The sequence below is a fragment of the Levilactobacillus paucivorans genome (assembly GCF_001437125.1).
Lineage (GTDB): Bacteria > Bacillota > Bacilli > Lactobacillales > Lactobacillaceae > Levilactobacillus > Levilactobacillus paucivorans.
Window position 1 is genome coordinate 1 of the sequence record NZ_JQCA01000056.1, and the last position, 23,945, is coordinate 23,945.

The 23,945-nt window shown below is 50.8% G+C and carries 25 protein-coding genes; 10 read left to right on the forward strand and 15 right to left on the reverse strand.

What is annotated here, in order from left to right:
• The first annotated feature begins 118 nt into the window (after window positions 1-118).
• On the forward strand, window positions 119-502 hold the full coding sequence (locus tag IV54_RS05815; protein ID WP_057878454.1) for a VOC family protein: 384 nt from the start codon (window positions 119-121) through the stop codon (window positions 500-502).
• A 16-nt stretch (window positions 503-518) separates the two neighbouring features.
• On the forward strand, window positions 519-1,211 hold the full coding sequence (locus tag IV54_RS05820; protein ID WP_057878455.1) for a CPBP family intramembrane glutamic endopeptidase: 693 nt from the start codon (window positions 519-521) through the stop codon (window positions 1,209-1,211).
• A 376-nt stretch (window positions 1,212-1,587) separates the two neighbouring features.
• On the opposite strand, the gene IV54_RS05825 is transcribed toward IV54_RS05820, so the two are convergent.
• From IV54_RS05825 to IV54_RS05840, 4 genes are all read right to left on the reverse strand, one after another.
• Window positions 1,588-2,355: an ABC transporter ATP-binding protein gene (locus tag IV54_RS05825; RefSeq protein ID WP_057878456.1), complete on the reverse strand. Its 768-nt coding sequence runs from the start codon at window positions 2,353-2,355 to the stop codon at window positions 1,588-1,590.
• The gene (locus IV54_RS05830; RefSeq protein ID WP_057878457.1) at window positions 2,288-3,253 is read right to left on the reverse strand and encodes an ABC transporter permease; all 966 of its coding nucleotides are present in this window, start codon (window positions 3,251-3,253) and stop codon (window positions 2,288-2,290) included. Before IV54_RS05830 ends, IV54_RS05825 begins: the two co-directional genes overlap by 68 nt.
• 21 nt (window positions 3,254-3,274) lie before the next feature.
• A complete protein-coding gene (locus IV54_RS05835) occupies window positions 3,275-4,246 on the reverse strand; it encodes an ABC transporter substrate-binding protein (protein ID WP_057878458.1) in 972 nt (323 codons plus the stop codon).
• Between the two features lie 583 nt (window positions 4,247-4,829).
• Entirely contained in the window at window positions 4,830-5,720 is an 891-nt protein-coding gene (locus IV54_RS05840) for a DegV family protein (protein WP_057878459.1), read from the reverse strand.
• A 377-nt stretch (window positions 5,721-6,097) separates the two neighbouring features.
• Here IV54_RS05840 and trpX point away from each other — a divergent pair, with 377 nt between their 5' ends.
• Genes trpX through IV54_RS05860 form a run of 4 tightly spaced genes read left to right on the forward strand, consistent with a single transcriptional unit; the run spans window position 6,098 to window position 9,197 of the window.
• Window positions 6,098-7,093: a tryptophan ABC transporter substrate-binding protein gene (gene trpX / locus IV54_RS05845; RefSeq protein ID WP_057878460.1), complete on the forward strand. Its 996-nt coding sequence runs from the start codon at window positions 6,098-6,100 to the stop codon at window positions 7,091-7,093.
• Window positions 7,090-7,989: an ABC transporter permease gene (locus IV54_RS05850; protein ID WP_057878461.1), complete on the forward strand. Its 900-nt coding sequence runs from the start codon at window positions 7,090-7,092 to the stop codon at window positions 7,987-7,989. The genes trpX and IV54_RS05850 overlap by 4 nt, the downstream gene beginning before the upstream one ends.
• On the forward strand, window positions 7,982-8,752 hold the full coding sequence (locus tag IV54_RS05855; RefSeq protein WP_057878462.1) for an ABC transporter ATP-binding protein: 771 nt from the start codon (window positions 7,982-7,984) through the stop codon (window positions 8,750-8,752). The genes IV54_RS05850 and IV54_RS05855 overlap by 8 nt, the downstream gene beginning before the upstream one ends.
• A gap of 13 nt (window positions 8,753-8,765) precedes the next feature.
• Window positions 8,766-9,197, forward strand: a complete 432-nt coding sequence (locus IV54_RS05860) for a GNAT family N-acetyltransferase (protein WP_057878463.1) — start codon at window positions 8,766-8,768, stop codon at window positions 9,195-9,197.
• 179 nt (window positions 9,198-9,376) lie between these two features.
• Here IV54_RS05860 and IV54_RS05865 read toward each other — a convergent pair whose 3' ends face one another.
• The 3 genes from IV54_RS05865 to IV54_RS05875 all read right to left on the reverse strand — a co-directional run bounded on the left by IV54_RS05865 (window position 9,377) and on the right by IV54_RS05875 (window position 11,677).
• Window positions 9,377-9,796 carry a hypothetical protein gene (locus IV54_RS05865; protein WP_057878464.1) on the reverse strand — a complete coding sequence of 140 codons (420 nt, stop codon included), beginning with the start codon at window positions 9,794-9,796 and terminating at the stop codon, window positions 9,377-9,379.
• A gap of 77 nt (window positions 9,797-9,873) precedes the next feature.
• Window positions 9,874-10,737 (reverse strand): NAD(P)-dependent oxidoreductase, encoded by an 864-nt coding sequence (locus IV54_RS05870; protein WP_057878465.1) that lies wholly within the window; start codon window positions 10,735-10,737, stop codon window positions 9,874-9,876.
• Window positions 10,738-10,870: 133 nt separating this feature from the next.
• Window positions 10,871-11,677: a TerC family protein gene (locus tag IV54_RS05875; protein WP_237756679.1), complete on the reverse strand. Its 807-nt coding sequence runs from the start codon at window positions 11,675-11,677 to the stop codon at window positions 10,871-10,873.
• 202 nt (window positions 11,678-11,879) lie between these two features.
• On the opposite strand from IV54_RS05875, the gene IV54_RS05880 reads away from it, so the two are divergent.
• Window positions 11,880-13,205, forward strand: a complete 1,326-nt coding sequence (locus IV54_RS05880; protein ID WP_057878466.1) for a serine hydrolase domain-containing protein — start codon at window positions 11,880-11,882, stop codon at window positions 13,203-13,205.
• Between the two features lie 48 nt (window positions 13,206-13,253).
• On the opposite strand, the gene IV54_RS05885 is transcribed toward IV54_RS05880, so the two are convergent.
• A complete protein-coding gene (locus IV54_RS05885; RefSeq protein ID WP_057878467.1) occupies window positions 13,254-13,877 on the reverse strand; it encodes a glycoside hydrolase family 73 protein in 624 nt (207 codons plus the stop codon).
• Window positions 13,878-13,988: 111 nt separating this feature from the next.
• Between IV54_RS05885 and IV54_RS05890 the strand changes: the two genes are divergently transcribed.
• The gene (locus tag IV54_RS05890) at window positions 13,989-14,975 is read left to right on the forward strand and encodes a YdcF family protein (protein ID WP_057878468.1); all 987 of its coding nucleotides are present in this window, start codon (window positions 13,989-13,991) and stop codon (window positions 14,973-14,975) included.
• Here IV54_RS05890 and IV54_RS05895 read toward each other — a convergent pair.
• Both IV54_RS05895 and IV54_RS05900 read right to left on the reverse strand, forming a co-directional pair.
• Window positions 14,940-15,944 (reverse strand): linear amide C-N hydrolase, encoded by a 1,005-nt coding sequence (locus IV54_RS05895; RefSeq protein WP_057878469.1) that lies wholly within the window; start codon window positions 15,942-15,944, stop codon window positions 14,940-14,942. The genes IV54_RS05890 and IV54_RS05895 overlap by 36 nt on opposite strands.
• A gap of 80 nt (window positions 15,945-16,024) precedes the next feature.
• Window positions 16,025-16,258, reverse strand: a complete 234-nt coding sequence (locus IV54_RS05900) for a hypothetical protein (RefSeq protein ID WP_057878470.1) — start codon at window positions 16,256-16,258, stop codon at window positions 16,025-16,027.
• 217 nt (window positions 16,259-16,475) lie between these two features.
• Here IV54_RS05900 and IV54_RS05905 point away from each other — a divergent pair, with 217 nt between their 5' ends.
• The gene (locus IV54_RS05905; RefSeq protein ID WP_057878471.1) at window positions 16,476-19,232 is read left to right on the forward strand and encodes an MMPL family transporter; all 2,757 of its coding nucleotides are present in this window, start codon (window positions 16,476-16,478) and stop codon (window positions 19,230-19,232) included.
• A gap of 71 nt (window positions 19,233-19,303) precedes the next feature.
• On the opposite strand, the gene IV54_RS05910 is transcribed toward IV54_RS05905, so the two are convergent.
• From IV54_RS05910 to IV54_RS05920, 3 genes are all read right to left on the reverse strand, one after another.
• Window positions 19,304-20,752 (reverse strand): MFS transporter, encoded by a 1,449-nt coding sequence (locus IV54_RS05910; protein ID WP_057878472.1) that lies wholly within the window; start codon window positions 20,750-20,752, stop codon window positions 19,304-19,306.
• Window positions 20,753-20,754: 2 nt separating this feature from the next.
• The gene (locus IV54_RS05915; RefSeq protein ID WP_057878473.1) at window positions 20,755-21,291 is read right to left on the reverse strand and encodes a PadR family transcriptional regulator; all 537 of its coding nucleotides are present in this window, start codon (window positions 21,289-21,291) and stop codon (window positions 20,755-20,757) included.
• A gap of 108 nt (window positions 21,292-21,399) precedes the next feature.
• A complete protein-coding gene (locus tag IV54_RS05920; protein WP_057878474.1) occupies window positions 21,400-21,870 on the reverse strand; it encodes a MerR family transcriptional regulator in 471 nt (156 codons plus the stop codon).
• Window positions 21,871-22,070: 200 nt separating this feature from the next.
• Here IV54_RS05920 and IV54_RS05925 point away from each other — a divergent pair, with 200 nt between their 5' ends.
• Window positions 22,071-22,538 (forward strand): C40 family peptidase, encoded by a 468-nt coding sequence (locus tag IV54_RS05925; RefSeq protein ID WP_057878475.1) that lies wholly within the window; start codon window positions 22,071-22,073, stop codon window positions 22,536-22,538.
• Between the two features lie 146 nt (window positions 22,539-22,684).
• On the opposite strand, the gene IV54_RS05930 is transcribed toward IV54_RS05925, so the two are convergent.
• Window positions 22,685-23,116 (reverse strand): GNAT family N-acetyltransferase, encoded by a 432-nt coding sequence (locus IV54_RS05930; RefSeq protein ID WP_057878476.1) that lies wholly within the window; start codon window positions 23,114-23,116, stop codon window positions 22,685-22,687.
• 10 nt (window positions 23,117-23,126) lie between these two features.
• On the reverse strand, window positions 23,127-23,798 hold the full coding sequence (locus tag IV54_RS05935; RefSeq protein WP_057878477.1) for a histidine phosphatase family protein: 672 nt from the start codon (window positions 23,796-23,798) through the stop codon (window positions 23,127-23,129).
• Window positions 23,799-23,945: the final 147 nt, after the last annotated feature.

Below are 23,945 nucleotides of genomic sequence, written 5' to 3' on the forward strand. Positions count from 1 at the left end.
AAAATGAATATTCCTAGAATTTTATTGACCATCTAGGAAAACCTTACACTAACGCCTAGGGCCTCGGGGGTTATCTATGCTATAATGGTTGAAATTTACTAGTTAAGGACTGACTGTCATGAATATTCGAAACATCGATCATCTTACGCTCACCGTGAGTGACCTAGAACGCTCACTTCGCTGGTACCACGAGGTCTTAGACCTCCCCATTATCACCTTCGACGATGGCCGTAAGGGGGTTAAACTGGGCAAACAAAAGCTGAATTTCCAAGTCACCGATGAGCCTCACCTGCCCGTTGCCAAGCACCCAACGGTTGGGGCCGCTGATTTTGCCATCATCGCCACCGACCCATTGGCCAATATTCTCGCCCACCTCACCAACTATGCCGTTGAGATCGTGGACGGTCCCATCCCCAAGCAAGGCGCCCAGGGCCCAATGACCTCCGTTTACGTCCGGGACCCGGATGAAAACCTCATTGAAATTGGTAAATACGACAACTAATGGGAGGTCAGCTTGAATGAATATGTTCGGTTCTAGTACCCGCTGGCTTTTGAATTGGTTCAAACGTGATCTCCAGTGGGTGGGATTCCTTGTTCTCTACCTCATTGATAGCATGATTCTCTTGCTGGCTACCGATCAGGCGAGTCGTGGTGGATCCACCAATCAACTGATCGGGACAATGCTGATTTACTCCGGCCTCCTGCTGGCGTTTATCACCTGGCGCTATCAAAAGCAGCTCCAGCAAAACAATCCGCGGCAATTTGGTCGCACGCCCTTTTCGTGGAAATCTATCGCTCAGTTAGTCGGATTCTTCATTCTCATGATGGCCATCCAGTACGCCTGGGGGTTGCTGATTCACTTCCACATTCTGCAGAACCCGGCTAACCAGCAAATCATCGATCAGCAAGTGGTCAAGTTGCCTTTCTGGAATACCGCTTACCCCATCTTGTTGGCCCCAATCTATGAGGAATTCATCTTCCGCGGGATCTTCCTGAATTACTTTTTCAGAAAGAATACCCGCCTCATGAACTTCCTCGGGGTCTTCATCTCTGGGATTATCTTCGGCAGTATGCACGTCTCCGGCCTGTCACCAACCCTACTCATGTACTCTGGCCTAGGGTGGGTCCTCGGGGCCGCCTACCTGCACTTCAAGGATATTCGCTATAATATCGCCCTACATTTCTTAAATAACTTGATGTCATTAATCTAGCTGTACAGAAAAAGGTCCTCCGAGCAATCGCTCAGGGGACCTTTCTTGCACCATAGGACGCTAGCCCGTCGCTAATGGTGGTGACCTTTTAGTGCCGCTATCACTGGGATAGTGACCTTCTCATTACGGTTAGTCCGTTTAGGTCTTCAACAAGAAACTTCCACAACTTTGTTTACGGCTTCTTCCGAATACCTCCGAAAAACCCGTAATCTTAAATACGGACTTAGTATACGGCTGATTTATCAGAAGATAAAGCAAATCTCCACACATTCGCGATAGTGGCGTACAGTATTAACGACTATTGACTAGTTTTGTCCCTAAGCCCGTCATTTGGGCCTTCGAGCTATTTCTGAAAGGGATCGTTAACCCCTCTGCGCTAATCGGCAAACAAGCCCAAGAGGTCTTCCTGCTGAATTCGTTGCTTCTCTTCGCCGCGAACATCCAGTTTAATTTGGCCATCTTGAACCATGACCAAGCGATTGCCATAAGTTAAGGCATCACTCATCTTATGGGTAATCATCAGGGTAGTTAAGCGATTCTCGGTCACAATCTTTTGGGTTAGGGCCATCACCTGGTGACTGGTCTGGGGATCCAATGCTGCCGTATGTTCATCCAACAATAACAATTCAGGATGACTCAGCGTTGCCATCAATAAGGATAATGCCTGGCGCTGCCCACCCGATAGGTATTTCACCTGGGTGGTCAATCGGTCCTCTAACCCCATGTTCAAAGGACGCAGGAGTGTCCGATAAGCTTCTGTCTGGCCCTTGTGCCGGAAGCCACGAAGACTCATGCTCCCGGTGTGATGTTCCGCCAGCGTGAGATTCTCGGCGACACTCAGCTCGCCAGCAGTGCCCATCTTGGGGTCCTGGAAGACCCGCGACAGCCAACGGGACCGGTAAGCCACGGGCTTATGCGTCACATCATGGTCAGCGAGTCGTAACTCGCCGGCGTCGACCGGCAACGTGCCAGCAATCGTATTGAGTAGCGTTGATTTGCCGGCACCGTTGTTCCCGATGACCGCCACGAAGTCCCCTGGTTCAATGGTGAAACTGACATCCTTTAAGACGTGACGCTCATTTACCGTTCCGGGAAAGAAGACCTTCTGTAGGTGCTTGACGCTTAAGACTGCTGGTTGTGGCATGCTGATCGACTCCAATCTGTTTGAGATAACGTTTCAACTGTTGCTTCGTCTGTAATTTATTTCGTAATAACGGCAGGCAAATCACAATCACTAGGATGCTCGCTGAAAGAATCTTGAGGTCGTCGACTGGGAAACCCAGACCCATGGCAACGGTCAGGAGGTAGCGATAAATCACGGCTCCCAGCACCATCGCGGTCAGACGTAACCAAATCTGGCGGCCACGCAAGAAGATCTCTCCGACCAGCACGGAGGCCAGGCCAATCACGATGGTCCCAATCCCCATGCCAATATCGGCGAACCCATTACTCTGGGCAATCAGGGCCCCAGAGAGGGCGATACAGCCGTTAGAAACCATGTAGCCCAGAATCACCATCCGGTCGGTGTAAATCCCGTTAGCGGCACTCATAGCGGCATTGTTCCCGGTCGCCATGAGTGAAAGCCCAAGTTGCGTGCGAAATAGCCAGATGAGGCCCGCCATGACCAGAAGGGTCACGCCCAAACCCACGACGATGGTCTGCAGGTCCACTGACCATGCAGCCGGAAGATAACTCGTCAGGACCTTCTGATCCAGGAGTGGCACGTTAGACTTACCCATCACATGCATGTTCACGGAATACAGTCCTGTCATTGTGAGGATCCCCGCCAGTAACGACGGCATTTTTAACTTGGTGTCCAACATCCCCGTCACCCATCCAGCCAGGCAACCGGCTAGGAAGCCTAACAGACTCGCCACAATGGCTGACTGCCCGTGAATCATGGCACTGACGGTCACCGCGGCTCCTAGTGGGAAACTTCCCTCGGTGGTCAAGTCGGGAATATCTAAAATACGAAATGTCAGGAAGACCCCAATTACCAGGGGTGCCCACAGAAGGCCTTGACCGATACTCGTGATTAACATGTCTGATCATCCTTTCTAGACTTAGGGTTGCTTAATCTGCTTGGGTTGCATGCCGATGGCCTTGGTGTTGGCCTTGTTGATGTAGAGGTGCAAGTGCTTGGAGGTTTCAACCGCCATGTTCTGCGGCTTCTTACCGTTCTCTAACACGTTGTAGGCCATCTTCCCAGTTTGCTTACCGAGATCGTAGTAGTTGATGCCGTAAGTTGCGGTCCCCCCGTCTTCGGCCATTTCAATCGAGCCGGTCACTACGGGTAACTTGGCAGCTTTGGCCTTCTGACCAATCGTCTTCATGGCACTGGCCATTAGGTTATCGGTCGGTAGGTACAAGCCAGAAATCTTACCTTGCAAGCCGGCAAGCACGCTGGCCACATCATTGGTGCTGGTGGCACTGACGACCTTGAGCTTCAAATCATGCTTCTTGGCATAAGCCTTGGCTAACTTCACCTGTAAGACCGAGTTTTCTTCGGATGAGTTGTACATGATTCCTAATGGTTTGTTGCCCTTGGTCAGGCTAGCCAGAAGCTTCAGTTGCAGGCCAACTGGCGTCAAATCACTGGTCCCACTGACGTTGGTCTGTGGCTTGTCGTTGGTTTTCACCAACCCGGCGGCCTTCAAGTCGGTCACTGCCGTTACCAGCGTTGGCGTGGTCTTGGTCTTCTTGGCTAAAGCCTGCGCGGCTGGGGTGGCGATTCCCAATAGGAGATCATTCTTTTGTTGGCTCAACTGTTGACTCATCGTGTTCAAATTGGCCTGATCGCCCTGCGCATTGAGGTAGTGATAGGTCACCTTAGTGGACTTGTGATGATCCTTTAATTCCTGCTTTAGACCAGCCTTGAAGCCTTGTCTGGCCTCATCGAGGGACCCATGTTGGACGACTTGTAAAATCCCCACATTCAACGTGCCCTTGTTGCTGGCATCGGACTTGCTAGCACAGCCCGCTAAGGTCAATCCCAATCCTAATAAGGCGATACCCGTTAATAATCCTTTTTTCATAATCAATTCCTCCAAAGTTTGTGGCGGCCGATAGTGTCGGCTCGCTTCGCTATTTTTATTTACTGATAAGTATGGGGCCATTTGGCTCACCGATTTTTCAACTGACTTGGCTTTGTCTGAGTAGCAGCCGTGGCTGACGCGATGCGTCCATGTTGCCAGCCTGACAGCTTCCGAAACGTGCTCCTCAAGACAGGGAATTCCGCTTATCGACGTTAATGCTCGTCCCCTAACCGCCTTGGCTCACACTCTAAAAAAACAAAAAAACACCAGATAGATTCTGAGTAGAATCTACCTGGTGTTATCGGGCCCCGATATATTTTCTCCAGATAGATTATACCCGTATCTATCTGGCGCTTAAGTCATGTTGAAAAACTTTAGCCAATCGATAGATACGAACGCAATTGAGCGGCGCGTTCGTATCCAACGTGTGAATACAAACGCTATCTAAAGAAAAAGCTAAAGGCAAATTGGTTATTTAAATGAGTGAGGTTGTTTGGCTTCATGAGTGAAGTTCCTTTCATTTTTCAATTTACAAGTACCAGTTAACCATTAAAAAATGAGACTGTCAACCCCGAATTCTCATTTAATTCTCATCATTGGGAATCAGACTGTGATAATCCTGCGACCAGGCCAAGCCCATGGCACCATCCCCGACGTGGACACCGAAGCTGGGACCAATGGGGGCAACATCGAAGGTTGCCATTGGGAACCGATCGCGAGCAATCGCCACCCACTGTTGCGTAGTCTCCGGCTGATCGGCATTCAGAATGGTCGCCTTGACGGGTTGTTTCCCCGACAGATCAACTGCCAGACTATCCAAAAAATCACTGAGCGCGCCTTTAGAACGTAACACACTCCCGGCATACCGCATTTTACCCGAGGGTTCAAATGTCAGCATGGGTTTCCCCGCATAAAGTGGATTACTCCCGGGGGCGTGGCGCGGATTAACTTCCCCTGTTCGCAGGAGGGGCTTCATGGAATCAACAACAAAGCCGCTGTGAATCGTCGCACGCAGGGCCGTCAATTGAGCAAAGACATCCGTGATCGAGGCGCCTTGTTGCACCATCGCGGCCGCTAAGCGAACCTGATCGCCCATGACCGTCAACACGCCCCGCGAATCCCACGGTCGCACGTGTAGTGCCGTCACATTCTCCACATAAGCCGCCAGCGTATTCACGAATCCCGAAATCCCCAGCGATGGCCCAATCACGATGACATCGGTGTAACCTTCACTGGCTAGTCTCTGACAGGTCGCCTGAATCGTCTTCATCGATAATTGTGGCGCTGTCGGCACAACTTTCTTCGTCTTTGCCAATCGCATTAAACGGTAGTAGTCCGCCGTGGACAGGTCTAAGTACTCGTGGTACTGCCGGTTACCGAACATGATGGGTGCCGGTAAGAGTGTTATGTGGCGTTGTGCCGCTTCATCGAAAGAGATTCCCGATGATGTGTCCGTCATCACTGCAATTTTCATGATTAGTGCCACCCTCCTCATCGTTTCTATTGGCTTCTAGTATAACAAAAAAGGTGAAAAGGTGGTTGACGGTTTTTCAGCGATGCCGTAAACTAGTCTTAATCAAATTCGGAAAGAAGGAAAGTTTATGCAAATGTCTGGTATTCAGTTAAATGGACGTTGGCAAAGCCGGTAATCAAGTCGTCATCGAGTAGATGCGACTTGAGCTCCCAGAGCGATTCTCGCATCTGCGCCGGCTAACTTTCTGATGCAATAGCCCGCACGGATGTCTTCTTCTCCGGTTTTGCGGGCCTTTTTCTTGGGCACCCAGCCGGTCTGGGTGCTCTTTTTCTATACGACTAACACCATCAACCATTGAATTAAAGTGAGGTAAAAATATGAAACGTCTATACGGTTTAATCGCAATTCTAGTGGTCTTCCTGGGATTCGCCTTCGTTCAGGAGAGTCGACCAGACTCTGCCACTAAGAAGCCCGTCCCCACGGTTGGCATTCTTCAACTGTTATCCCATCCGGCCCTGGATGCCATTCATAAGGGAATTATTCACGGATTGGCTGAGGAAGGCTATCACGTCAACAAGAACGTTAAGATTGACTTCCAGAATGCCCAGAACGATCAGAGTAATCTGAAAACCATGAGTGCGCGCTTCGTGGACGAGAAGGCGGACGCCATGATCGGCATCGCCACGCCATCCGCCCAGGCCCTGGCCAACGCCAGTTCCAATATTCCCGTCGTTCTTGGGGCCATCACGGATCCCAAGGGGGCCGACCTGGTCCACAGCAACGAACATCCCGGTAACAACGTCACGGGTGTTTCTGACCAAGCTCCCCTCAAATCACAACTGAAGCTGATCCAAAAGATCATGCCTAAGATGCAAACATTGGGAATCATTTACACCTCCTCCGACGACTCAGCAACCGCACAGTACCACCAGTTTGCGGCTCTCTGTAAACAAGAACATGTCCGCCTCAAGGCCTACACGATCGCTAGCACCAACGACCTCAACCAGGTGGCTCAACAGATGGTCAGCCAGGTCGACGCAATCTACGTGCCCACCGACAACACCGTGGCCAGTGCCATGCAGACGCTGGTCTCCACGGCCAATGCCAAGAAGGTCCCCGTCTTCCCAGCCGTCGACACGATGGTCAAGGCCGGTGGTCTCGCGACCCTCAGCATCAACCAATACAAGTTGGGTGTCGAGACTGGTAAGATGACGGCCGCCATCCTTAAGGGTAAGGACCCGGCCGACACCCCCATTCATTTCGAACGGCAAGGTGAAATGACCATCAACCTCACCCAAGCCCAAAAACTCGGCATCACGTTACCTGCATCTGTCATTCAAGAAGCCCAAAAACACGGGGAGGTGTTCAAATGAGTTTAATTGTCTCTTCTATTGGACAAGGCCTGCTCTGGGCCGTCCTCGGGGTCGGGCTGTTCCTGACCTTTAGAATTCTAGATTTCGCCGACATGACTGTTGAGGGAACCTTCCCGCTCGGTGCGGCTACTGCCGTCATGGCGATCAGCCATGGTATGAATCCCTTGTTAGCCACCCTGCTGGCCTTTGCCGTGGGGGCGCTGGCCGGACTCATCACCGGGTTGCTCTACACCAAGGGACACATCCCCATCCTGTTAGCCGGGATCCTCGTGATGACGGCCTGCTACTCCGTGAACTTACGGATCATGGGCAGAGCCAACGTCTCCTTGCTCGGAAAAAACACATTGTTTAAAAATCATTTTCTCGCTAGTCTCCCCCAATACTTCGACAGTGTGGTTCTGGGGACGATCGTCATGGTAATTATCACCACGATTGTCATTTACTTCCTGCAAACGGAACTGGGTCAAGGTTTCATCGCCACTGGTGATAACCAAACCATGGCGCGGTCCCTGGGGATTAATACCGACAACATGAAGATTATGGGCCTGATGGTTTCTAACGGTTTGATCGCCTTTGGCGGGGCCCTGGTCGCTCAGAACAACGGGTTTGCCGACGTCAACATGGGGATCGGCATCATCGTGATTGCCCTGGCCTCCATCATTATTGGTGAAGTGGCCTTCGGCGATCTGACGCTGAACCAACGACTGGTAGCCGTGACCCTCGGGAGTATTCTCTACCGTTTCGTCCTGCTGATCGTGCTCAAGCTGGGGTTCCAAGCCAACGACCTCAACCTCATCTCCGCCATCATCTTGGCCGTCTGCATGATGCTACCGGTCTTCAAGAATGTCTTGAACTTTAAACACCTGCTGAAACGGGGGTTAGATACCAATGACTAAACCACTACTCGAACTCAAGGACGTTGTCCTCAAGGTTAATCGCCATACGCCCGAAGAAATTACGATTTTAAATCACCTCAACCTCACCGTTAACGAGGGCGATTTCATCACCCTACTCGGATCAAATGGAGCCGGCAAGTCCACGTTGTTCAACGCCATCGGGGGCGACCTGACGATCGATTCCGGTCAGATTCTCTTGAAAGGCAAGGACATCTCCCATGAATCCGTCGAAAAACGCACGCGTTTCCTCGCACGCGTCTTTCAAGATCCCAAGTTAGGAACCGCCCCGCGGATGAACGTCGCAGAAAATCTATTGCTGGCCGAACGCCGCGGTCAACGCCGACGTCTGGTGCCTCGTCGCCTCAACAAGCAACTCGACCGCTACCAGAAAATTACAGCAACCATGCACAACGGTCTGGATCAGCGTCTCACCACGGCCACTGGTAATCTCTCCGGGGGGCAACGCCAAGCGCTGAGTTTCCTGATGGCCACCCTGAAGCGCCCCGAAATCCTGTTACTCGACGAACATACCGCTGCCTTGGATCCCCAAACCAGTCAAGACCTCATGCACCTCACCAACCAACGGGTCCAGGAAGAAAGACTTACCTGCCTCATGATTACCCATCACCTCGAGGACGCCCTGACCTACGGCAATCGTCTGATTGTGCTCCATCATGGTCAGGTCACCTTCGACGTTTCCGGCGCGGAAAAGGCGGCCTTGACTACTGAAAAACTCTACAGTTTCTTTGCCGATATTGAATAGGAGAATCTGACTCATGGAAATCGTTATTTCAAACGACCCTTTCAACCGGGCCGCTGCCCTGTCACTCCGTCAGGCGGTCTTCGTCACTGAACGTGGTATCCCTCGCGAGGTTGAATTCGATGACCGCGACACACCAGAACGTCTCTACGTCGTCCTCTATCAGGATGCCCGTCATCCCGTTGCCACGTTACGCTTGGAACCCCAAACACCCACTGAAATGTGCTTTGGCCGGGTCTGCACCCGTCAAGACTTGCGAGGTCAAGGTCTGGGACGCCAACTCATGACGGCTGCCGAAGACTGGTCCCGCCATCATGGCTATCAAAGCGGCCTGATTCACGGTGAAGTTACCGCCCAGAAGTTCTACGAACGCTGTGGTTACACCGTTAGCGACGGCCCATACGATGAAGATGGTGCCCCCGTGGTGGTGCTCCACAAAACTTTCTAAACGATCGAAGGGCCTGAGACAAAAGTCTCAGGCCCTTCTTGCGCTCCGAACATCTATAGTCAAAACGTGTGACAAAAGACAGTCAACTCCGCTTAACCCCGATAGACAAACAATCCAAGACCAGGATTAGCCGTCTATTGACGTTAATGCTCATTGACTAACCGCCCTTTGTCACACTCTCATCTTGTCCGACGATCTTTAACCCACCAATAGACGGCCGGAAAGACACCCGCCAGAATCAGAAAGATCCTGAGCACAAAGTCCGTCCCCCAACGGGTGAGCCAACTTTCCTTTCCGGAAGCGTCCCCGATTCGGCTAACGCCCATCCGACCGGTATTCGCATAATTTGAGCCCATCCGTAAAGCCTTTTGTTCCGAGTCTTCCTGCGAACGACTTAGTCGTTTGGCAAAATCGGGTGCCTGCTTGAAGTCGCCCGACAGGCGTCGATACGTCCAGGGAAAAATAACCAAATAACTCAGAATCAGATAGACCAGCCACCAGGATAGACTGAAATCAAACCTGCCAGCCTGCAGGTTAAAGGTACTAATGGCTAGAATCAAAACGACTGGCACGACGCCCTTTAGGTAGGCTTTTAACATGGTTTCCGCCAACTTCCACTTGATCGCAAAGCAGGGTCAACGCAACATTGCCCCTGCTCATTGAATGTTTATTTTGCCTACTTCTTGTAGGTCTTGATTAAACCTTGCGTCCCATCATTGCCGAGATCATCGTCATCGACCATGGCCTCGTACAATAACTTTGCCTGCTTGGTTGCCGGCAGATCCAGGTTCATGCGATCCGCCTCTTGTAAGGCAATCCGTAAATCCTTCAGGAAATGCTTGGCAAAGAAGCCTGGCGTGTAGTCACCCTTTAAGATGCGTGGGGCATAGTTGTCCATACTCCAGTTGTCGGCACTGCCGCTGGCCAGTGTTTCTAGGACGGCTGGTAAATCCAAGCCGGCCGCCTTCGCATAGACCAACATTTCTGTCATCCCGGTCATGGTGCCGGCAATCATGATCTGATTGGCCATTTTGGTATGTTGGCCCTTGCCGGCGTCCCCGAAGTACGCCACACGTTGCCCCACTTGATTGAAGACTGGTAACACCTGATCGTAGGCCGCCTTGTCGCCACCAACCATCACGGTCAATGTGGCATTTTTGGCACCGACGTCCCCGCCAGAGACGGGGGCGTCCAAGGCCAGTACATCATGGTCATGGGCCAGCTGGGCTAATTTAACCGCTAATGCGGGGGTACTGGTGGTCATATCCACCACAATACTCCCGGCCTGGATACCGGCAAAGACCCCCTGCTGCCCCGTGTAAACTTCCTCAACATCGCGCGGATAGCCAACCATCGACATGATGAGATCGCTCTGTTCCGCCACGGCTTGGGGTGAATCTGCCCAGGTTGCCCCGGCATCCAACACAGTCTGTGCATGGGCCTTCGTTCGGTTGTAAACAACCACCGACTGACCAGCCTTCAACAAGTTCGTCACAATTCCGGTGCCCATCACACCGGTTCCGATAAATCCAATTTGCATAAGCGGTGCCTCCTTCATAACTTATCTCTATCATACCACTGAAGTAGACCCCCGATGCCCGGCAAAAAGGGACCTGTGATGAACTCACAGATCCCTTGACTTATCTTAATTTTATCAAGCGAAACTAGGCATGTTACTTCTCATCCTCGGTCACTGGTTTATCCTCGGTATCCTTGGCGTGGTGCCGCTTGCGTACGACGTGAATAATCAACGTCAGGACAATGGCACCCACCACGATCATGCCAAACAAAGCTGCTGGAATTTCGATGTCAATGGCGGGAATCGAAATGAAAAGCTTGACCGCAATCAACCCAATGAGGATGTAGGCCATAGGCTCCAATTCCGGAATCCGCTGCATCAACTTCATAATAACCTCGGCAACGCCTCGCATGGCCAAGATCCCAATCAAACCCCCGATCAACACGATCACGGGGTTACTGGAAATGGCCAACGAAGCCAGGACGGAATCAATGGAAAAGATAATATCCATCATTTCAATCTGCAACACTACCGACCAGAACAACGGTAAAATTCGTCGTTTCTTCTCGCTCACTAATTTTCGCGTATGGGTGACGCGGGTCTTACTGAAGAATTGGAAGACCAGAAAGGCCAGGTACAGGGCCCCAACCACCTTGATTTCCCAAAAGTTGATCAGATAGGTTCCCAGTCCAATGATGATAAACCGGAAGATATAAGCTCCCCAGATACCGTAGAACAGGGATTCTTCCCGCTGTTTCTGGGTTGGCAACGATTGCGTCTGCGCGGCCAGAACCACCGCATTGTCCACAGATAACAAACATTCAATTAAAACTAACGAAAAAATAATTAACCAGTCATCCCCGGAAGTGATCACGGTTTCCCAATTATGAATCGAAAAGAATGGCCCGTATAATTGACCAAGAAAATGTAACAACGCTTGGTTCAGCTCCTTAATTAACATATTTATTTTTGGCTAGTGTACCATACACCCCCGTGACATGCACGGTATTCATTGCTTAGGGGCCACTATTAATTAACTATTTAATAAGAAAAAACAATTCATTTATAACTTAAAACGTTTAAAACTTTACCAAATTGCGACGAGTCTGTTACACAATAGCAATGAAAACGCGTTAGTATGGGAGGTAATTTAAGGGAAATGGATGATAAATTTGAAAAAGTATTTGTGGATTGTTGCTGGACTGTCTCTCCTGGTTGGTGCAGTGGCACCCGTTGAAGTTGCTCATGCCAAAAGTTATTTGACCATCACCAAGACGAAGAATACCGATTATAATGCCCGGTTTGTGAATCAAAAAGCCCGAAACGATGGGATTTACTACTATGGTCCCTACTATACACAGCATTCTGCGAAGACACGAGATGCCAGCGGTAAGAACTGGCAACATCGTTTCGTCCGAGTTAGCCAAACCGTCACGTTGTCAAACGGCGCACAATTTGCCAAGTTCTCTTGGTATGGGAAAACCATTGGTTGGGTAGACGTCAAGGCCCTCCAAAAGTACAGTCGTTCCCAGAAGATTCAGACTTTCTTGAATCATGCTAACTTTCAAGGGAGTGCCATGGTCTTTAACAATTTCACAAAAGGAGCTAGCCACGTCAGCGTCGGCTATGCCAATGCCGACAAAAAGATCCTGAACTCGAAGAACTCGCTCTACCCCACGGCCTCCCTACAGAAGGTCATGACCGGCGCCCTCATCGAACAATTGGCGGCCAGCGGTAAACTCTCCATGAATACCAAGTTAAGTGCCTACTATCCTTCGGTCAACAACAGCAAGAACATCACGATTCGGCAACTCTTGAATCACCGTTCTGGTATTGATATGGACGAGACGACTCCGAGCAAGGTGTTGACGTCACAGAATTCCGAAATCAACTACACCCTTGATCAAATGAAGGTTGCTGGGAACAATAACTATAACTACACCAATGCCAACTATGTCTTACTGGCCGGGATTGCCTCCAAAGTCACCGGTAAGGATTACAACACCCTGGTCAATCAACGCATCGTGAAGCCTCTGGGCTTGAAGCACACCTTCGCTTGGAACCAGTTGCCAAGTAATGCCCAAGTCACCACCGGTTACCGGTACAGTAACGGCAAGGCCAACCAATCCGGGGCTGTTTCCACGAAGATGATGTCCTCCCTCCTGGGGGCTGGGAACTACTACACCACCCCAGAAGACTACTATGCCATCCAAAAAGGGATTCGGAACGGTAAGATCCTGACGAAGAATCAATACTACGACCTGATGAATGACTATCACTATTCCTATGCTGGTGGGCTTTACCACCTGACTGGGAGTATCAAGCGGGTTCGCGGTGTCCTAAGCGGCAGTGGTTACGAAGCCATCCTCTATGGGACCGAGGGTAACCGTCAAGGCGTCGTCCTCTTCGCCAACCAACGTCCAACACGTTCAATCGACGATTTGGCGCAAGACCTCTACGATGTGGCGCGCTACTACAACGAAAACTAATCATTCTACGAAAAAAGCAGTCGACCAAGTCGGCTGCTTTTCATTTGGTTACGTGTCATATTCATTTAAGTTGTAAGTTGCGATCAAATTCGTCAATTTCTTGGCGTACTTGGGATCCGTCGCGTAGCCATTTCGCTGGAGGAGCTTGGCCGCCGTCGGATAATCCGTGACCGTCTGCTTGAAGTAGTCGCGCTTGAGTAACGCATCGTGGTCCAAGATCGCCGCCGTTAATGACGGATAGTCCCGGAAATTAGCATTGATCGAAATTTTCTTATTGTTCACGTATTCAGTGGTGGGAAAACTCTTAGTCCGCCCCTCATAACTTCCCTTCACGCCAAACGGGTTATTCGCCTGCAGGAAGAGGGCTGAGGTGCCCCAACTGGATTCAAGAATGGCCTGAGCAATCACGATGCTGGGGAGCACCTGCCCATTTTGGCGATAAACGCGGACTGCCGGCTTCGCCATTTTCTTAATGAATTTCTGTTGGCTCGCCGACTCATTGGAACTCGCACTCGTCTCGGTCTGGGTCGTCGCTCGGTTTTGCAAATCCGTCTTGATCTTACCGCGGACTAGCAATCCGCCACCCAGAACCAAGAGGACCATGACAAAGATCCACGTAGCCGTCGCCGGACTCGCTGTCTTCTTTCGCCGTCTTTTTCGTCGTTTAGGCACCCTCGTCCCTCCAATCTCAGTTATAATGTTCTCAATTATAACGATCTTTCCTGTTAAAACGTTAAAATTTACGAACTCTCAAAAAAACTTAAGCTTTGAAAGGGGTGGCTTATGTTCGGTTACCTAATCATCTTCATTATCGGTATCATTGTCTTAGCTACCTGGTGGCGACCGCAGCGTTTATTCAGTGCCGCGCTCACCGTCATTGGCGGCGGGCTCATCACGGGAATGGCCTATCGGACCCCCGGTTGGTTGCCAACTCTGATTGCCGGCATCGGGACTATTGTTATGGGCTTCATCGGTTTATGGGGTCTGCTGACACTCTTGTTAATTGCGATACGGCCCCAGCTTATCGTCCGTAAGCAGGAACGTCTCTCACTGGGGATGAGTCTGGGCATCTGGGGTTGGCTTGTGCTAACCGCCGCCTGGATCTGGGCGCTAAGCACCGGCCACTTCACTGGCACCATCTGGCCCTGGCTAACTTTCATCCCCGGACTGAGCGCCTATCTCGGCTTGCTCTTCGCGGCCAGTGTCGTCGGTTATCTACGCGTCGTTATCTGGCAAGCACATCACGCCGACACCCTCGTGGTCCTGGGGGCTGGCCTCATCGACGGCCACCACATTGGCCGCGTACTGGCGGCCCGACTCGACACGGCGTTGCGCGTCGCCCGACAACAGGATCATCCTGTTACCATCATTGTTAGTGGTGGTCAAGGCCCCGATGAAGACCTGACCGAGGCTGCCGCGATGGCCACTTACCTGCGAGACCACCACTTTCCGACGACCGCCATTCGCTTGGAAACCGCAGCGGCCAACACGCAAGCCAATCTCGCCAATAGTCTAGCCATCTGGCAACACCTGCCCAACCACGGTGGTCGAGTCGTTGTCATCACTAACGGCTATCATTTATTTCGAACACGGCGGCTGGCCAGTCGCCTGGGTCTTAAAGTCGGTAGTGTTCCGGGCCCAACCCCCGTAGACTACGTTCCAATTGGTTTTGCCCGCGAGTTCATGGCTATTCTCGTTAGTGACTGGCGTTTTCATTGGCTAATCGCTTTTATCCTACTCGTGGCTAACTTGCTCTGGTTGATCATTTAGCGACGTGACCTGTAAGGCATTAGCCACCGGATAAAACTTAACCTCGGTTGCCGTCAGCATCGCTGGAGTCAATTGTAGCTTGACCACGTCCAACCGATTGTAGGGCTGAAAGTAGTAGGTCAGCGACTCACAACTCGTCGCCGCCCGATACACGGAATATGTCGGCCGATAGTGATGGCTCTGGGGAACCGTCACGCTATTTAGCAGATGCCAAGCGCTAATGATTCCTGCCGCCTCATCATCCGGAAAGTCTACGCGTTCCTTATAGTAAGCGGCACGGGCAAACCGGCCACCGGGAGTAAAGGAGCCACTGGGAACAGGCTTACCGGAAAACTTACCGGTCGTTACTCGCGGCGTATTGAGAGGCACGGTGCCGGCCAAGAAGTCATCGGTGTAGGTGACATACTGTCCTAAGCGCGATAACTGAACCTCGAAGTCCTTACTGTTGGTGACTACCCCCAAGGGATTCTCTCGAATCGTCATGGGAAAATGCGTTGGTTCAATCACCACGGTCCGCCCTGTCCGATCGACTACAGCAAAATGGAGTTCTGCATCTCCAATTGGATTCACCGCGAATTGACTACTCATGAGTTCAATTTCGGCCAAATGGGCTTCAATCTCAGCCACCGTGCCAAAGTTAGCTAGTAAATAATAGGAAAATTCATAGGGGGCCAGGTGAACTTTACCTGGCGTCGGGTGGTCAACGAGCTGGGAGCCGTTGGCAAATGTCAGCTTTTGAACACTCAGTCCCCGTTCGTTAACCCCGTCGGACACGTCAATCTCGTGATGATGCGCGCCACCGCCACCGATCATGGCGTAACGACTGGTATGCCAGCGATTGTCGAACACACTCTGCCACCGAAAATTTCGGGGCACAAAGACTGGTTGCACTGCCAAACGGTGCCAATCCATGGTCCGCGCCAGAATGTGGCGACCATCGCGCGTCAACTGCAAGATACTGGTACACATGCCAAACACCCTCCCTGACTACTTAATTTAGATCGTTAATTCAGTTTACGTGAAAATTTGAACCGATTCAATCAATTGCCTTACTGCGGCTGATCGGCAGCTAAAAAGGCTTGAAAACGGCGATCGATCTCTCGTTGCCGCGCGCCTTCAGCCAAGCCTAAAGTCTGAGTAGCGGCCGTGATCTGGAGGTAGGCGAAGAGAATTTCACTCTGGTCCTTGCCATAACGCGTCGCTAATTGTGTCGCAAACGCATAGCGATCAGCGGTGAGGAGTCGGGCAAAGGGACTTTGATAAGGACGACGATGTTTAGCCATTAGGGGTCACTTTCCTTCTTAAATAATTGGAATCAGATCTTTTACTTTACCCGCTTTATGGCCAGAGTCAACGAAAGACATCCTTGCGACTTTTTTAAACTTTCTTAAATAACCAGGAAAAAGGCCCGATTGCCTGCCAATATGGTAAAATTAACATTGAACTGCACCCTGCTTGCACGGCGGGAAATTGATTACATAGAGAGGACTCAGATTACATATGCAAGAACGGATAAGAAAGCTTCACCATAACCGGATTTTTGCACTCGTATTCTGGCTAATCGTGGTCTTTGCGGCAATTGTCACCCTGCCAAACATCAAGACCATCATTCAATATGACGGCCAACCACAATTAGCAAATACGAGTCAGCCCGTAAAGGCATCCCAGATTAAAAACAATTGGGGACGCAACTTAGACGGGACCTACACCGTTAACGCGGTCTTCAACAATCCCGATGGTGTTCTGACGAACAAGCAACTGGCCTCGGTCAACAAGACCGTTTCCAGTTTGCAACAAAAGTCGAGCTACTACGGCATCAAGAAGATTACTACGATGACCAACACCCCAACCAGTAAGCCACAACTCTTCTCCAAGGATAAATCCACGGAAATTGTGCAACTGGCTGTTAGCCGGAACCAAGGCACGGTTCGCCAGATGGCGAGTCAGCTGAAGTCAGCGGTTTCCACGGTTGGCCTCACGACCTACGTGACGAGTCCTGAAATTGTCAGCGATGCGGCCAACGAGCATATTTCCTCGTTCACACTCATTGTTATTCTCATGACTCTGTTGATTGCCTTAGTGGCGATGGGCATTCTCTTTGCCTCAGTGATTGCGCCAATTATTACGTTCCTTGCCATTTTAATCAGTTATGTCACGACGCTCTCACTCGCAACCAACCTGGCCTACCACTGGAACTTCGCGTACTCCGAGTACACGCCAATCTTCCTGTTAATGGGGATTAGCCTCTTTACACTGTTAACCAGCTTCTGGTTCTACAGAGAATTACGCCAGTTAGTTGACGACGGGATGGAGAGTCAAGAAGCCACCTCGACGGTCATCTACAACTTGGGTTACCGGGTTCTAATCAGTACCCTGAGTTTGACGATTGCCTTTGGTAGTCTCATGTTCTTTGACTTCTCATCTGTTCGGGCCCTCGGCATTCTCGGGATTGGCTTTGCCATCACTGGAATCGCCAGCCTGAGCCTCACCCCAATCTTCACCGGGATGCTTGGTGAAAGCCTCTTCTGGCCTAAGAAGACCCGGCCACAGCTCAAGGATCACCGTCTCTGGGGGCACTTGGCAAAGTTCGGCCTCTGGCAACCTTGGATTGCCGTTGCTGCCGTCCTCTACCTGATCGTCCCTTTGACGGTCGGTCACCAACAGCTCAACTACAACAACACCCAGGATATTCCCAATAACCAAGCCGTGCAGGGTGCTCGGGTCTTAAGCGCGCACTTCGGTCAAGGACAAGCCACTCCGGTGACGCTCTACATCCAATCGAACCAACGTTTAGACAATCAGAACCAATTATTCCAATTGGACAATTTAACCAAGAAACTCAAGGCGCAACCGGGTGTGGCTTCCGTCACCTCAGTAACCCAACCTGGTGGTCAACCAATCACCCAATATTACGTCTCTAACCAACTGACCTCCCTGAGTGAAAACCTCACAGGGATCGTTGGTCAACTGGGCACGGTCCGCAATGACTTGCAGTCCGACCAATCCAACCTGAAACAAAAGACGCTAAACGCCGAAGTCAAACGCTTAAACACGTTGGCCGGCCAAACGTCAACGTTGATGAGTGACAGCAGTTCCCTGCAAACCTCCCTCCAAGCAGCACTGAACCGTTCAAACGCCTCTGGGAGCAGCAAGACCTCTGCTCGAATCACCCAATACATTAACCAGTTAAACCAGGTTAATTCCGAGTTAAACAATGCGCTGAGTTCCTTAAGCAGCCTGTCGTCCGCGGTCAGCACCACCAATACCGACGTGACAACGGCTCACAGCAACCTCAGCAACTACGCTGCCTCCCTCAAGGCCGTTAACAAGAGCCTGAAGAGTTCGAAGAAGCAGGTCGCTTCAATGCAAAAGTCATTGAACCAGATTTACCTCTACCTCGGGGGCTTACAAACGTCCGAAGCAGCAAAGGCCCTCTACCTCTCGCCGGCTCAGATTTTCAGTGGCGATTTCCAACAGTCTCTGGTTACCTACACCGATGCTAAGGTTAAGACCACGTACCTGACCATTACCTTGAAGCAGGAACCAAACGCTAAGACGACAACGAAGACGCTCAAGCAATTGAAGCAAGTCGCTCAGAGTCAACTTCGCGGCACGTCCCTCTCCAAAGCAACGTTAACCTTTAGCGGCCAACCGGTCGTTGCCAGCACCATTCAATCACAATATCAACACGACCTACCACGGGTTCTCCTGCTCATTGCGGGAATTACCCTGTTACTTCTAATCCTCTTCAGTCGTTCTATCCTGCAATCCAGCTACTGGTTCCTGACGTTTATCACCTCGACCGCCGCTGGTTACCAGCTGACGCAACTGCTGATGAAGTGGTTAACTGGAAACAACGAATTCAACTGGCAAGTGCCACTGTTGAGCTTCGTCCCACTGACGGTGTTAGCCGTCGTTGAACTCACACAACTCGCACTGAGTTACCGGCTCAATGATGCCTCACTGTTAGACTGGTTGCTCCCAGGTATCCATGAAGTGGGTCAAACCATGCGTCACTCGCTGTTTATCGTCATTGCTGGGGTCCTGGGGCTCTTAGCCGCAGAATCACAGACGTTAACTGCCGTGGCTCTGATTACCATCTTCACGGCGATCATCTTCAACCTGGCCTTACCACTGATGGCCTCCTCATTCGGAAAGCTGTCCGTGATTATCCCTGGGCAAAAGCCAATTCAGTTCCGCCACAAGAAGCGTGCTGACCGGCCCGTTCCAGAAGATCATCAAGACCAAGATAAGTAAGAGGCTGAGAACTTAAAAATCCCCGTAACCAGAACATCTGGTTGCGGGGATTTCTTTTGCGTTCATTTAATTTAGGCCGCTGCCTTAGCCGGCCCATGACGATGAAACAGTCGCCAACCGGTAATGACGGTGGCAACCAGACAGATTGCCAGCGAGACCATAAACGCCACGTGCATCCCGTCGATGAAGACTTGTGGTTGCTTTGGCAAGTAGGCTGTCACGCGATGCCCAGCATAATGGCCCATCGCGGAGAACAGCACGGTCGTGGCCACGGAGATCCCGATAATCATCCCGAGTTCTCTGGCCAAGGCGTTGATGCCTCCAGCAACTCCAAGGTCTTTCACGGGGACGGAACTCATGACGATCGTGTTATTGGGTGCCATGAAGATTCCGTTACCGAAACCAACCAAGCCAATGAAGCCCATGAAGACCCACAGCGGTGTCGCCAGACCGGCAAACATATACCCCACTTGGCTAATTGAGATCAGAACTAACCCGACAAACGTCAATAATTCTGGCCCAATCTTATCGGAGATCGCCCCGGCAATTGGGGCCACCACGACCTGCACAATTGGGAAAGTCATCAGCGCATAGCCGGCGTAGTTGGCTGCCATCCCCCGAGCATTTTCCAAGTAGAATGGTGAAATCACGTTAAAGAAGAAGTTGGCCACGAAGATTAAAAAGGCACAGAGAATACTGATGGCGAACCGTTTATTCTTAAAGAGTTTCAACGCCAGAATTGGATCGTCAGCCTTGAGTTCCCACCGAACAAAGACCACAACTGCCACCAATCCGATAGCGAAGAGTCCCCAAATGATCGGCTGGTTGAATCCAATTTCTTGGCCCACGAAGACGCCGGCAAAGACGCTCACCATGATGAGACCGAATAAACCCGCACCGCGGCCATCAATGGTGGCCTTGGTGACCGTAATATCTTGTGGTAGGATTTGGTGGCCAATCAACAAGGCCACAATCCCAATCGGCACGTTGATCCAGAAGATGTACCCCCAACTGAGGTGAGCCAGGATGATGCCCCCGACTCCGGGTCCGGCAATACTACCAAGGGCCACGAAGGATCCAATCATCCCCAAGGCCCGTCCCCGTTCATTGAAGGGAAAGACTTCCGTGATAATGCCACTGTTCGTCGCCATGGTCATGGCGGCTCCAATAGCTTGAACGGCTCGGGCAATCAGTAGGAAAGGCAAGCTCACGCTGAACCCACAGAGTAAGGACCCAATGGTAAACAGCACGGACCCAATTTTAAAAATCCGAATCTTACCATGAGTATCCCCTAATTTTCCAAATAATAGCAATAACGCACAGATCGCAATCAGGTACACGGATACGACCCACTCCGCTTGATTCATCGGAATCTTTAAATCTTGACTCATGACCGGTAGCGCAATATTCACGATACTCCCGTCCAGTGTCGACATAAATGTGAAGAGACACACGGCGATGAGAATCCACCACCGGTGCTTTTGAATCTGCGGGTCTGCCGCAAAGTTTTTCACTGCCATACTTATTCTCCCTTATCTAATCTCGTGAGTTGTTTTGTGATCCAGTCAAGTTGAACCTGGGCCTGCTGTTGTTGCAACTGATTCAATTGCAAACCATCGGCCACATCCCCGGGAACCATATTCGGCTGATCGGAGAAGTAGTCGTGAACGTGTTGCCAATGGACCAGTTGTTCCTGGGTGCACGTTTGAAAGTCAGTCAATACCAATCGCCGTTCTGCTGGTGCCAAAAGATGCAACCCCATCATTTTAATCTGAAACCAGAGTTGCGTCTGTTTGTTACGCACGACAGGAATCACAATCAATTGGTGAAACTGGACACGTCCTAGATCTGTGATTGCCACCCAACGCTTCTGACGTTGACCTTCAGTCTTCTCGGTCAGGGTCACTTCTCCCGCCCCGGCCAACCGTTCAAGTAAGGGGTAGAGGACGCCATAACTCATGGTCTGCTCCTGCCCAACTGCGGCTGCCAAGGCCTTGCGAAGCTGATACCCGGTCATGGCATGATCCATGAGCTGGCCCAATACAAATAAGTGATACATCACGCGAACACCTCAACTTTCGGAAACCTATTATAATATATCGGGACGATATATTCAACGTTTGATTTTCATTAAAAAAAGACGACCGGACGTCGTCTTTCAGTCATCCTATTCGTCTGTTTCATCCGTTAGGCGCTGGGCCTCGGCGTTAGGCAACAACCGATAGGTTATCGGCCCGTCATCTGGGAGAAACGCCATCAGCGTTTGCTGGTCATCAAAGGCCCCTAAGTTCAGTGCCATCTGCCCATCGATGTTAGCCAGTCCCTGCAATCCCGTTGAAATAAACCGATGAATGTACTTAACCCGTTGCTCACGTGCCGTGGACTGATGTTCTGCGGCAGTCAGCGTAAAGCCCATATCCAAGAAATGTTTCATCATGGACACCTTGATCAGGGTTTTGAACGTGTAGACCCGGGCCTGCTGGCCATCGGTCCGTTCCTGCGAAGTAATGAAGCCCTTCTTCTCCCAGTATCGCAGTTGCCGGGCTGAAACGCCGGTCATCGTCCCCAATTCCCCAATTCGAAAGACTAACCGGTGAAAATCAAAGGTGTCACGCACTTGTTTCGTAAATTCTGCCATCTGGATCTCAACCTCCCCTGTCAACTTAGTTACCATCCATGTTAGATTTTACCAATATTACGCGTTATTTTACAAGATTTCAGCAAAAGTAATGAATTGTTTAAGACATTTAACGGGCTTGCAACTTTCTTGTTACACGTTTGTCACATTACATTGGTAGGCTAGTAATTGTAATAATTCATGAGGAGTTGTTTATAGGAATGAAGAAAGTTGTCAAAACGATTGCCGCATTAGCCTTACTGGTTGTTGGTTTCTTCGCACTGACCATGTCCACTTCCACGACCGCTTCTGCCGCTTCAAACAAGTCATATAACCAAGTTTACAAAGTTGCTAAGTCGCATTTAGGTGCCCGTTACGTTTACGGTGCTACTGGTACCTCCGCATTTGATTGTTCTGGATTTACCAGCTACATCTACAAGAAGGGTGCTCAGACCACACTTCCTCGGACTGCCCAAGCCCAATACAACCATTACAAGCACGTGAGCTACAAGCACATCAAGAAGGGTGATTTGGTCTTCTTCGGTTGGAGCAAAGGTTCTATCTCTCACGTCGGGATGTACATTGGTAAAGGTAAGATGATCGATGCCCAAAACCGTGGTGTGGTTCGCGAAGCTGTTCACGCCCCATGGTGGCACGCTGTTGGTTATGCGCGTGTAACGACTGACTAGTTTCAAATTTCCTCATGAATGACTGAACGTTATAAATGAAGCGTCACCGGTAAGCAGTTGGCTTACGGTGACGCTTTTCTGATCCTATAAAAAATAGCTTGCTACTAACTGGTGGTCAGTAGCAAGCTATCCGTAACTATTCTTTATTAGGCACCGTAACGCATCGTTTGATGCGTGATACCAGCCTCTTGAAAGGTTGTTCCGACGGGTTCAAACCCAAGTTCTTTGTAGAAATCGATTGCCGTTTCCTGCGCATCGAGCTCTACGCCCCGTACTTCGGAGCGCTGGGCATCACTGATGATCTGCTTAATTAAGGTTCCGGCGTACCCGTGGTGCCTGGCGGTCTTAACCGTAGCAACGCGTTGAATTTTCACGCGATTACCAGCGAGCATATCAATTCTGGCCGTTGTCACAGGCTGGTCATCGACATAGCCGACATAGTGCATCTTATCCTCATCAGCGCCGTCTAACTCAATTTCAGGGTCAATCCCCTGCTCATCGATAAAAACCGCCTCACGGATTCCTAACGCATCCTCATAGCAGGGCGTTGCGACTCCCCAAGCATGTTTACACTCCATTAAGCCACCCTCATTTCTCATTTTTTTCGTTATAACTGAGTACTGTAATGCCATCGGCGGTCAAACGTAACTTGGTCAGGCTCCCGTTAGCCGGCCGGACGCTGAGGTCGTAACGGCCCTGACCGTAGCGTTCCATCAGACTCAATAGCGTATTGCCATGGCTGATCAGCAGCACCTTGTCACCGTCATGCACGGCCGGATTGGCTAAGATCGTCGCAAATCCACGGTCCACGCGCGTCCAATACTCCTCATTATCCTCCGCCTGGTGGAAGGGATCGGCAGCCTTTAGGAAGTCCTTGGCCTTGCCAATCGAATATTTCTCTTCGATCGCCTTAAAGGTTGGCGCGCCATGGGGAGCACCGGCAACGTACCAGGCCTGTGCCATGTCCGTTCCCTCGTAATACCCGTAAAACTCTTCACGGAATTCAGGTAACGCGGTCAGGTGAGCTGCCGGTTGCGACTGATTGGCTGCTAAAATCATGCCAGCCGTCTGTTCGGCTCGCGTGGTGTCACTGCAGTAGGCGGCCACAAAGGGGACCGCGGCTAACCGTTCTCCCGCGGCCCTGGCATCCGCAATCCCATTGTCTGTCAAAGGCGAATTACTCCACCCTTGTAATTTATTATAAATGTTAAAATAGGTCTGGCCGTGGCGAACCACGTAGAGCGTGACTTCCTTATCCATAACGCCTTCACACCTTTCATCACATCAGTTACTTCCGTTCTTAGCTCTATTCTACCAAAGATGTGGTCGCCCGCGACAAGCATTTTAAGCGGCCTTAAACTTTTCCTAAAGTTGCCCTATTCTCCCCACCTTAGCCGGATTCTTTGC

What these genes read in the sequence shown, in the direction of transcription:
- IV54_RS05860 (WP_057878463.1), top strand. Translation starts at nt 8,766, where the DNA reads ATGGAAATCGTTATTTCAAACGACCCTTTCAACCGGGCCGCTGCCCTG.
- IV54_RS05935 (WP_057878477.1), bottom strand. Translation starts at nt 23,798, where the DNA reads ATGGATAAGGAAGTCACGCTCTACGTGGTTCGCCACGGCCAGACCTAT.
- IV54_RS05835 (WP_057878458.1), bottom strand. Translation starts at nt 4,246, where the DNA reads ATGAAAAAAGGATTATTAACGGGTATCGCCTTATTAGGATTGGGATTG.
- trpX (WP_057878460.1), top strand. Translation starts at nt 6,098, where the DNA reads ATGAAACGTCTATACGGTTTAATCGCAATTCTAGTGGTCTTCCTGGGA.
- IV54_RS05875 (WP_237756679.1), bottom strand. Translation starts at nt 11,677, where the DNA reads ATGTTAATTAAGGAGCTGAACCAAGCGTTGTTACATTTTCTTGGTCAA.
- IV54_RS05865 (WP_057878464.1), bottom strand. Translation starts at nt 9,796, where the DNA reads ATGTTAAAAGCCTACCTAAAGGGCGTCGTGCCAGTCGTTTTGATTCTA.
- IV54_RS05825 (WP_057878456.1), bottom strand. Translation starts at nt 2,355, where the DNA reads ATGCCACAACCAGCAGTCTTAAGCGTCAAGCACCTACAGAAGGTCTTC.
- IV54_RS05820 (WP_057878455.1), top strand. Translation starts at nt 519, where the DNA reads ATGAATATGTTCGGTTCTAGTACCCGCTGGCTTTTGAATTGGTTCAAA.
- IV54_RS05925 (WP_057878475.1), top strand. Translation starts at nt 22,071, where the DNA reads ATGAAGAAAGTTGTCAAAACGATTGCCGCATTAGCCTTACTGGTTGTT.
- IV54_RS05830 (WP_057878457.1), bottom strand. Translation starts at nt 3,253, where the DNA reads ATGTTAATCACGAGTATCGGTCAAGGCCTTCTGTGGGCACCCCTGGTA.
- IV54_RS05870 (WP_057878465.1), bottom strand. Translation starts at nt 10,737, where the DNA reads ATGCAAATTGGATTTATCGGAACCGGTGTGATGGGCACCGGAATTGTG.
- IV54_RS05855 (WP_057878462.1), top strand. Translation starts at nt 7,982, where the DNA reads ATGACTAAACCACTACTCGAACTCAAGGACGTTGTCCTCAAGGTTAAT.
- IV54_RS05815 (WP_057878454.1), top strand. Translation starts at nt 119, where the DNA reads ATGAATATTCGAAACATCGATCATCTTACGCTCACCGTGAGTGACCTA.
- IV54_RS05920 (WP_057878474.1), bottom strand. Translation starts at nt 21,870, where the DNA reads ATGGCAGAATTTACGAAACAAGTGCGTGACACCTTTGATTTTCACCGG.
- IV54_RS05840 (WP_057878459.1), bottom strand. Translation starts at nt 5,720, where the DNA reads ATGAAAATTGCAGTGATGACGGACACATCATCGGGAATCTCTTTCGAT.
- IV54_RS05900 (WP_057878470.1), bottom strand. Translation starts at nt 16,258, where the DNA reads ATGGCTAAACATCGTCGTCCTTATCAAAGTCCCTTTGCCCGACTCCTC.
- IV54_RS05930 (WP_057878476.1), bottom strand. Translation starts at nt 23,116, where the DNA reads ATGGAGTGTAAACATGCTTGGGGAGTCGCAACGCCCTGCTATGAGGAT.
- IV54_RS05895 (WP_057878469.1), bottom strand. Translation starts at nt 15,944, where the DNA reads ATGTGTACCAGTATCTTGCAGTTGACGCGCGATGGTCGCCACATTCTG.
- IV54_RS05915 (WP_057878473.1), bottom strand. Translation starts at nt 21,291, where the DNA reads ATGTATCACTTATTTGTATTGGGCCAGCTCATGGATCATGCCATGACC.
- IV54_RS05905 (WP_057878471.1), top strand. Translation starts at nt 16,476, where the DNA reads ATGCAAGAACGGATAAGAAAGCTTCACCATAACCGGATTTTTGCACTC.
- IV54_RS05910 (WP_057878472.1), bottom strand. Translation starts at nt 20,752, where the DNA reads ATGGCAGTGAAAAACTTTGCGGCAGACCCGCAGATTCAAAAGCACCGG.
- IV54_RS05890 (WP_057878468.1), top strand. Translation starts at nt 13,989, where the DNA reads ATGTTCGGTTACCTAATCATCTTCATTATCGGTATCATTGTCTTAGCT.
- IV54_RS05850 (WP_057878461.1), top strand. Translation starts at nt 7,090, where the DNA reads ATGAGTTTAATTGTCTCTTCTATTGGACAAGGCCTGCTCTGGGCCGTC.
- IV54_RS05880 (WP_057878466.1), top strand. Translation starts at nt 11,880, where the DNA reads ATGATAAATTTGAAAAAGTATTTGTGGATTGTTGCTGGACTGTCTCTC.